The organism is Thermoactinospora rubra, from assembly GCF_002093975.1.
Lineage (GTDB): Bacteria > Actinomycetota > Actinomycetes > Streptosporangiales > Streptosporangiaceae > Nonomuraea > Nonomuraea rubra_A.
On the sequence record NZ_MSZZ01000068.1, the window covers coordinates 34,566 to 42,720 of the forward strand.

The 8,155-nt window shown below is 74.0% G+C and carries 9 protein-coding genes; 3 read left to right on the plus strand and 6 right to left on the minus strand.

Features of this window, described 5'->3' with window-relative positions; all coding sequences use genetic code 11:
• Positions 1-8: 8 nt before the first annotated feature.
• On the plus strand, positions 9-626 hold the full coding sequence (locus BSB02_RS35895) for a hypothetical protein (protein WP_206185076.1): 618 nt from the start codon (positions 9-11) through the stop codon (positions 624-626).
• Here the strand turns inward: BSB02_RS35895 and BSB02_RS35900 are convergent.
• Together BSB02_RS35900 and BSB02_RS35905 are read right to left on the minus strand one after the other, a co-directional pair.
• Complete coding sequence (locus BSB02_RS35900) at positions 623-2,251, minus strand: helix-turn-helix domain-containing protein (protein ID WP_084965461.1); 1,629 nt, start codon at positions 2,249-2,251, stop codon at positions 623-625. The genes BSB02_RS35895 and BSB02_RS35900 overlap by 4 nt on opposite strands.
• Positions 2,251-3,147: a P-loop NTPase family protein gene (locus tag BSB02_RS35905; protein ID WP_084965462.1), complete on the minus strand. Its 897-nt coding sequence runs from the start codon at positions 3,145-3,147 to the stop codon at positions 2,251-2,253. The genes BSB02_RS35900 and BSB02_RS35905 overlap by 1 nt, the downstream gene beginning before the upstream one ends.
• A gap of 55 nt (positions 3,148-3,202) precedes the next feature.
• Between BSB02_RS35905 and BSB02_RS35910 the strand changes: the two genes are divergently transcribed.
• Entirely contained in the window at positions 3,203-4,303 is a 1,101-nt protein-coding gene (locus BSB02_RS35910) for an aminoglycoside phosphotransferase/kinase family protein (protein WP_143591615.1), read from the plus strand.
• On the opposite strand, the gene BSB02_RS35915 is transcribed toward BSB02_RS35910, so the two are convergent.
• From BSB02_RS35915 to BSB02_RS35930, 4 genes are all read right to left on the minus strand, one after another.
• On the minus strand, positions 4,263-4,673 hold the full coding sequence (locus BSB02_RS35915; protein WP_084965464.1) for a DnaJ family domain-containing protein: 411 nt from the start codon (positions 4,671-4,673) through the stop codon (positions 4,263-4,265). The two genes, BSB02_RS35910 and BSB02_RS35915, sit on opposite strands and share 41 nt — an antisense overlap.
• Before the next feature lie 62 nt (positions 4,674-4,735).
• Positions 4,736-5,698, minus strand: a complete 963-nt coding sequence (locus tag BSB02_RS35920) for a cobalamin biosynthesis protein (protein ID WP_084965465.1) — start codon at positions 5,696-5,698, stop codon at positions 4,736-4,738.
• Between the two features lie 100 nt (positions 5,699-5,798).
• Positions 5,799-6,581, minus strand: a complete 783-nt coding sequence (locus tag BSB02_RS35925; RefSeq protein WP_084965466.1) for a phosphotransferase — start codon at positions 6,579-6,581, stop codon at positions 5,799-5,801.
• Positions 6,582-6,732: 151 nt separating this feature from the next.
• Positions 6,733-7,365 (minus strand): PadR family transcriptional regulator, encoded by a 633-nt coding sequence (locus BSB02_RS35930; RefSeq protein ID WP_084965467.1) that lies wholly within the window; start codon positions 7,363-7,365, stop codon positions 6,733-6,735.
• 390 nt (positions 7,366-7,755) lie between these two features.
• On the opposite strand from BSB02_RS35930, the gene BSB02_RS35935 reads away from it, so the two are divergent.
• Positions 7,756-8,010: a hypothetical protein gene (locus BSB02_RS35935; RefSeq protein WP_143591617.1), complete on the plus strand. Its 255-nt coding sequence runs from the start codon at positions 7,756-7,758 to the stop codon at positions 8,008-8,010.
• The last annotated feature ends 145 nt before the right edge of the window (positions 8,011-8,155 follow it).

Below are 8,155 nucleotides of genomic sequence, written 5' to 3' on the forward strand. Positions count from 1 at the left end.
GCGATGTGCTGACCCTTGACGAAGCCGTCGACCTGACACGGACCGGCGATCTGTGGGTGTTCAGAGGCCGCTCGGTGCCCGACCGGGCCATCCAGACCGTGACCAACAGCCCCGTCAACCACGTGGGCATGGCCATCGTGGCGGAGGACCTGCCGTCCATGATGTGGCACGCCGAGCTGGGCAAGTCGCTGCCCGACCTGTGGTCGGGCACGCACCACAGGGGCGTGCAGCTGCACGACCTGCGGGCCGCGGTGCTGGTCTGGGGCCGCAGGTACGGCCAGCGGGCCTGGCTGCGCCAGCTCGACCCGGTGGCCACGCGCGAGATGGAGGACGCCGCGCTGCGCACCGTCGCCCGGCTCGACGGCACGCCCTTCCCGTCCACCGCCCGGCTGGCCGCGCGCTGGGCCCGCGGCCGGCTGCCGCAGCTGCGCCGCCCGCCCCGCGAGCGCGTGCTGGAGAGCGCCTACTGCGCCGAGGTCGTGGGCATCACCTACGAGGCGATGGGGCTGCTGCCGGCCGGGCGGCGCTCGGCCTGGTACGACCCCGGACGCTTCTGGAGCGGCGACGACCTGGAGCTGCTGGACGGCTACAAGCTCGGCAACGAGATCACGGTCCGGCTGCCCTAAAGCGACTTCAGCAGCTCGCCCAGCGCGGTGCGGTCGTTCACCCCCGTCTTCTCGTAGACCGCGGCGAGCGTGTTGGCCACCGTGCGGACCGACAGGAACAGCCGCGCGGCGATGTCGCGGTTGGTGAGCCCCTGCGCCGCCAGCAGGGCGATCTCGCGCTGACGCGGCGTCAGGTCGGGCATGTCGAGGTCCACCAGCGCGATCGTCCTGGCCCCCTGGCACCGCCTGGCCAGCCGCCAGGCCCTCGTCTCGGCGGCCCGGGCGGCGCGCTGCCGTCCCTCCCGCCGGTGGGCGGCCGCGGCCTGCGCGCCGGCCTCCGCCGCGTAGAGGAGGAAGCCCAGGCGCTCGAAGTCACGGGACACGGCGTCGAGCGCGGCACCGTCGCGGGCGTGCGCGTGCCGTACCAGAACCGGGATCAGATCGCCCTCGGCGGGCAGCGCGGCGAGGCGGCCGGCCACCAGGTCGGGGCGACCCAGCCGGACCACGTCGTGCAGCGTCGGCGGCAGGTCGCAGGGCAGGCCCTCCTCGGCGAGCTCCAGCGCCGCGCGGACCGCGCCCGCGATGTCACCGCGCGCCGCGAGCGTCCAGATCCTCGCCCGGCGCAGCGGCACCACCACCGGCGGGCCGACGGGCATGCCGACCGTCTCCGCCCTGGCCAGGGCCGCCTCGGCGGCGTCGGCCTCGCCGAGCAGGGCGTGCGCGTGGGCCAGCTCGCCCAGGCACAGCCCCGCGAACACGCTGCGGCCCCGCAGCCGGGAGACGGCGTGGCGGGCGCGGTCCAGCGAGTCCGCCACGCGGCCGCGGAGCCTGAGCGCCTGCGCCTCGATCGAGCCGAACATGATGGTCACGCGGGGCCAGGAGCCGAAGTCCTCATCCAGCCGGTACCCGGTGGCGATGTAGCGGTCGGCGGCGTCCAGGTCGCCGGCCAGCAGGTACGCCTGGGCCGCCGCCTCGTAGACGGCCGAGCTCATGCTGGGCAGCCGGTGCGGCTCCTTGGCCAGCTCGGCTGTCGCGGCGTCCACCGCGGCGAGGCACTCGGCCAGCCGCGCCTCGGTGTAGCGGAGGCGGGTCAGGATCGAGGCGCCCGCCAGGACCGCGCGGCGGTCGGCGAACTCGCCCAGGCTCTCCCACCGGGCCCGTGCCGCCTCCAGGTCGCCGGCGAAGAGGTCCAGCGCGGCCCGGGTGCCGCGGACCCCTTGCAGGGCCGGCGCTCCGGCGGCGGCGCGCTGGACCTCGTCCATGACGGCGAACGCGGCCTCGACCCGGCCCAGGCCCCAGAACAGGTTGAACGCGCGGTGCGCGCCGCAGTGCGTCCGCTGCTCCTCGTCCATGTCCATGGCCCACGCGCGGGCGAAGGCCTCCTCGGCCTCGTCGTGGCGGTCGGCGTAGAACAGCACGGCACCCAACGAGGTCAGGGCGGGCGCCCCGCCGCCGGCCTCGACGGCGGCGCGCGCCAGCCGGGCCGCCAGGTCCAGGTCCCGCACCACCCTCGCCCGGTCGGAGGCGGCCAGCAACAGGCCGGGATCGGCCGGCACGCCGCTGTCGAGCCGCCACACCGCCACCCGCAGCACGTCCTCGCGGCGGCGCAGCCCGGTCTCGGTGACCGCGTCGGCCAGCCTGCGCATCAGCGCGCGCGCGAGCGCAGGACGCCGCAGCCCGACCGGATCACCTCGCCGTAGAGCGGGTGCGCCAGCCGTACCCGCAGCCGCCTGCCGTCCTGCTCCACGGCCACCAGCTGGCGGTCCTCCAGCCGCTCCACCGCCTCCTCCGCCGACAGCCGCGCCAGCAGGTCGGCGCCCAGCGGCTCGCCGTACGCCAGGAACTCCAGCACTTCCCGCTCGTCGCCGGTCACCCGGCCGATGCGCGAGGCGATCGTGTCGCGCAGCGAGGGCGTCATGGACCACGTGCCGCGCCACCGCCACACCTCGCCCGCCCGCTCCATGGCGCCCGACAGCACCAGTTCGCGGACGTAGAGGGCGTTGCCGCCGCTCACCCGCCACATCCTGGCCGTCGCCGCCGGGTCGACGCTGCCGCCCAGCGCGCGGGCGAGCAGCTCGCCCGTCTCCGTCTCGGTGAGCGGCCCGAGGTCGAGGCGGGGCAGCAGGTCGTCCTTCCACAGGGCCCGCACCGCGTCCGGCGCGTCGGTCTGGGTGCGGACCGTCGCGACCACCGTGGTACGGCGGTGCGTCACGAGGTGGTGCAGCAGGGCGGCGGAGGCGGAGTCGAGCAGGTGGGCGTCGTCGACGACGAGCAGGGGAGCGGTGATCGCGGCGGCCGCCCAGCCCAGCGGGTTGCCCTCCGGGGGCTCCTCGGGCAGGAGCGGCGCGAACGCGCCCAACGGGAGCTCGGCCGCGGCCTCGGTGGCGCGCACCCACGCGGGCTGCCGTGCGTCCGCCTGCCCGTTCACCGCCTCGGCGACCAGGCGGCTCTTGCCGGCTCCCGGCGGTCCCGCGACGACGATCCCGCGCTCAGCCGACCTGATCGCCGCCAGCTCGCTGACGCGCCCGGAGAAAGGCCACACACTTGAGTATGGCGTACTCATGCGATCTTGTCCCGCGAAACGGCATCGTCAGGGCATGGACACGCAGACTGCCGGGAGCGCTGGCATGCAGATCACGGGAAGCCTGAGCATGCGGGAGGCCGTGCGGGCATGCGTCGGCGACCCGCGGGCCGACATCGCCTCCTACCGGGTCGAGTCCATGGCCTTCCAGGCGCTGGCGACGGACTCGCTCGACCGGGTCAGCGGGGAGACCACGGACGGGACGCCCTGGTCGATGGTCGTCAAGCGCCTGCGGTCCATGCGGCACTGGCCGGACGTGCACCTCGTGCCGGAAGCCGTCCGGGACAGGACGATCGAGCGCTTCCCCTGGCGCGCCGAGGCCGACCTCTACCTCGATCCGCCCGCCCTGCCCGAGGGCCTGCGGCTGCCGCGCGTGTACCTCGTGGAGGACCTGGGCGACGACCGCCTCGCGCTGTGGCTGGAGGACGTGCGCGAGGTCGCGGACTGCTGGGACCTCGGCCGCTACCGGCGCGCCGCCCGCCTGCTCGGCGAGCTCGCCGCCTCGCGCCCCGGCGACGGCCTCGACGAGGGCCTGCACGCCTACCTCGACGGGCCGGTCACCGGCGTCTTCATCCCCACGCTGCGCGACCCGGGATTCTGGCGCCACCCCCTGGTCGCCGCCGTCGCCGACCCGCTGCTGCAGTGCGACCTGCTCGCGCTGGCCGACCGGGTGGCGGAGTTCGTGGCCGTCGTCGAAGAGCTGCCTCGTTTCCGCGGGCACGGCGACGCCAGCCCCTCCAACCTGCTCGTGCCCGCCGACGGGTCGGCCGAGTTCGTCGCCATCGACTGGAGCTGGCCGTACCCCACCGCCCTCGGCTTCGACCTCGGGCAGCTGCTGTGCGGGCGCGCCCACGCGGGTGTCCTGGACCCGGCCGACCTGCCGGTCGTGCACGAGGCGATCCTGGCCGCCTACGCCGAGGCGTTCCCCGGCCTGGCGGTCCAGGACGTGTGGACCGGCTACGTGGCCTCGCTCGTGCTGCGCAGCGCCTGGACGGCGCTGCCGTTCGAGATGCTGGGCCAGGAGGACACGCCGGCGCTGCGCGAGCTGTTCGCCAAGCGGGCCGGTCTCGCGCGGTTCATCGTCGACCTGGGGCGGAGCCTCTCCACTCGCGGATGACCTCCTCCACGTCGAACGGCACCAGCGCCACGGGCGGGCCGTCGACGCCCTTCCTGATCGCCTCGCGGATCCTGGCGTTGATGTCCTCGACGATCCGCCGCGCCTCGGCCTCCGTCCTGGCCCCGCGCGCCTCCCGCAGGGCCTCCTCGGCGTCCTTGCGCAGCTGGAGCGACGGCGGGAGGGGGAAGGACAGGCCCTCGGCCTCGAGCTTCTGCTTGATCCACCAGTTCTCGTCGTAGGGGCGGTCCGCGCCGGGGATCGGCTTGCCCGCGCCAGGCAGGTTGTCGAACTCGCCGCGTTCGGCGGCCTCGCGGATCTGCCTGTCGATCCAGGACTCGAAGGGCATGCCGGGCGGCTTGCGTTCCGTCATGTGATCTCCTCTGCGACGGGCTTACCAGCGTAATCGGCGGGTGGTGGGGGCGGCGGGGTGGGTCAGGACCGCCGGCAGAGCAGTGCCGCTGTCGTGATCGCGGTCGCCGCGGCGGCCAGCGACACCTTCCGCGCCAGCCGTACGGCACGCCTGATGTCCCGCACCTCGGGTTTCGGGCCGTCGCCCATCTCCGGGCGATGCTCCACCCGCGTGCCGTACACGTTGGCGCCGCCCAGGGTGAGGCCCAGCGCCCCGGCGAACGCGGCCTCGCACCGGCCGGCGTTCGGGCTGGGGTGGCGGTGGCCGTCCCTCAGCAGTACGGCGAGCGCGCCCCCGCGGTCGGGGCCCACCAGGACGGTCAGCAGGCCGGTGAGCCTGGCCGGGAGGTAGTTGGCCGCGTCGTCGAGCCTCGCCGCGGCCCAGCCGAAGCGCTCGTAGCGGGGGGAGCGGTGGCCGACCATGGCGTCCAGCGTGTTGATCGCGCGGTAGGCGAGCAGGCCGGGGACGCCGGCGAGCGCGCCCCAGAACAGGGGCGCGACCACGGCGTCGGAGGTGTTCTCGGCGAGGGACTCGATGGTCGCGCGGGCCAGCTCGGGGGCGTCGAGAGCGGACGGGTCGCGGCCGCACAGGTGGGGCAGGCGCTTCCTGGCGGCGTCGAGGTCCCCGGCCTCCAGGCGGTCCGCCATGGCGGCGCCTTCGCGGGCCAGCGTCGTGCCGCCGAGGACGGCCCAGGTCGCGGCGGCGGTGAGCAGCGTTCGGGCGACGGCCGCCTTGGTGGTCTGGGGGTGGCGCCTGGCGAGTGCCCGTTCGGTGGCCGCGCCGAGGGCGGCGGATCCTGCGACGAGGATGGCCACGTGGGCGACGCCCCGGGGGCGGGCGTCGCCGTACAGCCTGCGCTCCAGGGCGGCGGCGGCTCGGCCGAAGAGCGCGACGGGGTGGCCGCGGCGGGGGTCGGCGAAGACGGCGTCGAGGACGACGCCGAGGGCGAGACCGGCGGCACGGGACAGGTGGGGCACGGGGCTCATCTTGGTACACGGCGTGGGGAGGGCGTGTCGCGGGTCGCGCCTCGCGTGATCTGGGTGGCGGGTCGGCCGGATGGCCGAGCCGGTCAGGTGACGGATCCGGTCAGATCAGGGCGGTGCGCAGGTCGTCCTCGTGCGCGTCGAGCCAGGCGGCGGCGCGGCGGATGCGCTGGCCCGCGCCGTTCGCCCACATGCGGGCCCAGCTGCCGCCCTCGCTCGCCCTGGCGCGCATGACCGTGTAGGAGCGGTGCAGGCGCAGCCGCGCCACGTCGAGGAGGCGGCGGCGGTCGCGGGGGGCCAGGCCGTACGCCTCGCAGAAGAGCCGCAGCCGGGCGCCGACGTCGACCTGGCGGAGGAGGGGGTCGCGGTCGACCGGGTCGGCGATGGGGGCCCAGTGGCGGAGCGTGGTGGCGATGTCGAACAGCCTGGTGGTCGGGCGGGCGAGGTCGAAGTCGATCAAGGCGACGGGGGTGCGGTCGCGAAAAATCGTGTTTTCGGGGGTGATGTCGCAATGCCCGATGACGTCGGCCGGCGCGTCGTCGTTGGAGCCGATCGCCCAGCCGTCCGGGTCGAGGGGGAACCCCCTGGTCGCCTCGTGGAACTCGCGGACCAGCGCGGCCAGCCGTACCAAAGCCTCGTCGGTGGCCGACGCGGCCGTCAGCCCCGCCGTACCGGGAATGAAGGTCAGGATCTCGCGGCCCTGGGCGTCCGTGCCGACCACCCGCGGGGCGCCCTGGAAGCCGGCGTGCTCCAGGTGGCGGAGGAGGGCGTGGACCTTGGCGGTGTGGGGGCCGGTCGGGCGGCGTACCGTGTCGCCGATGCGCACGACGCCCTCGGTCGCGTGCCCGCCCGGCAGCGGGACCTCGGGGGCGAGCGTCGTGACCATGACAGAGGAGCTTAGACGGCAGGCCGGTGCTCTCGCCTGGTGTTTTTGAGGGATATGGCGGAAGTTTTGTGGCGGTCGGATGGGGTGGGCCGTTGATCGGCCGGGTCCGGTGGCTCTCGGCGGGGCATCCTCCGGCCGTCGCTTCGGCGCCTCATAGCTGGTGATTCGGATCGTGAGGCAGTCCGGCGGCGATCCGCCGGTGCCAGTCCCGCCACGTCTCAAGCCCCTCGAACGAGCCGTCGCGGATGTCCTCGATCAGGCGGGCCACCCACTCGCGCTCGGCTCGGCGCAGCATGGTCACATACTCGGACTCGATGAGCAGCAGCCTGGTCAACCCCCTCTTGGCGGCCAGTTCGCGCATGGCCTCCGAGGCGTGCAGGAACTCGTCGAGCCGTGCCCTGCGCTCCTCCAGGAGCCTGACCGCCTCCTCCGGCTCGAGCACGCCCAGCAGGGACAGTCCCGCCTCGAAGCCGGTGTACTCCCTGGCCGGGGCCGCGATCAGCTCGCTCAGCCAGTCCTCGAGCTCGAGCTTGCCCGCGCCGGTGATCTCGTAGATCGTGCGCTCCGGTCGGCGCCCGTCCCTGACGACCTCCTTGACCTGAATGAGCCCGCGCTTCTCCAGGCTCTGGACGACCGAGTACAGCGTGCCGTAGTTGAGCTTGATGCTGTCCTCTTTGTGCCGCTCGCGCATGGTGGCGGCCATGTCGTAGGGGTGGGTCGGGCGCTCGTACAGCAGGGCGAGGACGGCCAGCGCGAGGGGGTTGCTGCGGGCTCGGGTGGACATGGGCGACCTCCATTACTCGATGTCGAGTATTACGGTGGAGGACATTCACCGCAAACCTGGGCTGGTCGCGGGCCTCCGGGTAGAAGGAACCCTCACCGGGAGGGACAAACCCTCACCCGAGGCGGGCGGGAGCGGGTGAGGGTGGGCTTACATTCGCAAGCGCGCAGGTGCGCGACCGTGCGACCTGCGCAGGCGAGGGATGCGGCGCCGCACGGCCCGGCGGCTGACCGGTTCTTCCGGGATGCTCCGGCCGTGCGGCACGTTTCGCGGCGCGGCACGTTTCGCGCGCCTGCGACACGCAGAGGCCCTCACCCGGGCACGCCTCGCCACGGCTCGCAAACGAGCGCAAAATGGAAGACAGCGAGGGATTTGTCGGGCGAGGGGCCTTTTGTGAACGTGGGAACCCCGGCCATGCCCTCCACCGCACGCGACGACCTCGCCGCCATGCTCGACGTGCTCGTCTACGAGAACGTCCTGCTGCTGTGGAGCCATGGACCTCACGACACGTACGTCCTCGTCTCCCACGACGGCGACACGATGAACCTCACCGAGGACCAGGCGGGCATGTGGGCGCTGGGCGCCTTCGCCGTCTTCCTGGCCTTCGTGGACCAGGGGCGCATCACGCCGCGCATGCCCGGCCGATGAGGTGTGCGGCCGTGTTGGTGGATCGGCGGCGGTCCGGTTCGTGAGCGGTCGCGGGATCATGCACAATGGGGCGGGAGCGCCCTTAGCTCAGCTGGATAGAGCATCGGACTTCTAATCCGACGGTCGGGGGTTCGAATCCCTCAGG

What these genes read in the sequence shown, in the direction of transcription:
- BSB02_RS35900 (WP_084965461.1), bottom strand. Translation starts at nt 2,251, where the DNA reads ATGCGCAGGCTGGCCGACGCGGTCACCGAGACCGGGCTGCGCCGCCGC.
- BSB02_RS35910 (WP_143591615.1), top strand. Translation starts at nt 3,203, where the DNA reads ATGGACACGCAGACTGCCGGGAGCGCTGGCATGCAGATCACGGGAAGC.
- BSB02_RS35915 (WP_084965464.1), bottom strand. Translation starts at nt 4,673, where the DNA reads ATGACGGAACGCAAGCCGCCCGGCATGCCCTTCGAGTCCTGGATCGAC.
- BSB02_RS35920 (WP_084965465.1), bottom strand. Translation starts at nt 5,698, where the DNA reads ATGAGCCCCGTGCCCCACCTGTCCCGTGCCGCCGGTCTCGCCCTCGGC.
- BSB02_RS35925 (WP_084965466.1), bottom strand. Translation starts at nt 6,581, where the DNA reads ATGGTCACGACGCTCGCCCCCGAGGTCCCGCTGCCGGGCGGGCACGCG.
- BSB02_RS35930 (WP_084965467.1), bottom strand. Translation starts at nt 7,365, where the DNA reads ATGTCCACCCGAGCCCGCAGCAACCCCCTCGCGCTGGCCGTCCTCGCC.